1 protein-coding gene is annotated in these 1,282 nt (G+C 69.0%); it reads left to right on the top strand.

The window, feature by feature from the left end; translation table 11 throughout:
• Nucleotides 1-67: 67 nt before the first annotated feature.
• Nucleotides 68-1,240: an IS30 family transposase gene (locus CK505_RS18080; protein ID WP_051063718.1), complete on the top strand. Its 1,173-nt coding sequence runs from the start codon at nucleotides 68-70 to the stop codon at nucleotides 1,238-1,240.
• Nucleotides 1,241-1,282: the final 42 nt, after the last annotated feature.

Consider the following 1,282-nt stretch of genomic DNA (forward strand, 5'->3'; position numbering starts at 1 on the left):
CGCCGGGCGGATTCAACGGTGGGTTCTAGCGGTCGTCGCAACATCCCTGTAGATGAAGGGGATGGAGATGGGCATCAGAGGACGCAAGCGGCGGTTGGTCCTGGAAGATGAGTACTGGGCGCTAATCCTTACCGGGGTGGGCACGGTCGAGGCGTGCCGGATGGTCGGGATCGGGCGTAAGACCGGGTACCGGTGGCGGGCCGAGCTCGGCGGACTGGCTCCGGCCAGAAGAGCCGAGGCGCAGCCATCGAAACGCTACCTGTCGTTGCTGGAACGAGAACGGATCGCGGTGCTCCGTCGACAGGGCCTGTCGATGAGGACGATCGCCATCCGGCTGGGGCGGGCGCCTTCAACGATCTCCCGGGAGCTGCGGCGCAACACCGCCGCCCACGACCGCGGAGGCTATGACCCGGTGTTGGCCCATGCCCGCGCCCGCACAGCCGCCCGACGGCACAGACCCGGGGTACTGGCTCACGACGAGGAGCTCCGTCGTGTGGTGCAGTCCAAGCTCGAGCTGGACTGGTCCCCGCAGCAGATCGCCGTGTGGCTGCGGATCGAGTACCCACACCGCCGGGAGTGGCATGTGTGCCACGAGACGATCTATCAGGCGCTCTACCACGGCACTCGTCGCGGGCTGCACCGGCGGCTGACCACTCGGTTGCGCACGGGGCGGTCGATGCGCCGCCGGCGCCGACGCCCTGACCAGCGGGCCCCGCGCTTCATCGCCCCGGGGCTGCTGATCGACCGGCGCCCGGCTGTGGTCGAAGAGCGGGTGCGGATCGGCGATTGGGAGGGCGACCTCATCGTGGGGGCGAAGAGCCGCTCGGCGATCGGGACGCTGGTGGACCGCACCAGCCGCTACGTCCGCCTGGTGCACCTGCCCCGCGGCCACGCCGCGCAGGCCCTGACCGACGCTCTGGAGGTACTGGTGGAGGACCTGCCGCAGCCGACACGGCGGACGTTGACCTGGGATCAGGGTGCGGAGATGGCCCGCCACGACCTGGTGGCCGCCTGGTTCAGCGAGGGCGTGTACTTCGCCGCCCCGGCCAGTCCGTGGATGCGGGGGTCCAACGAAAACATGAACGGGTTGCTGCGCCAGTACTTCCCGAAAAGCACGGACCTGAGCGTTCACACCGCGGAGGACCTGGCCAGGGTGGAGCAGCTGCTCAACACCCGTCCGCGAAAGGTCCTCGGATGGGCGACGCCGGCCACCGTGTTCGCGGCCAAGATGTCATGCTGAAACAACGTCGGTGTTGCGACGAGCTGTTGAATCCGCCCGGCG

It is taken from the genome of Kocuria sp. WN036 (assembly GCF_002287015.1).
Taxonomy (GTDB): domain Bacteria; phylum Actinomycetota; class Actinomycetes; order Actinomycetales; family Micrococcaceae; genus Kocuria; species Kocuria rosea.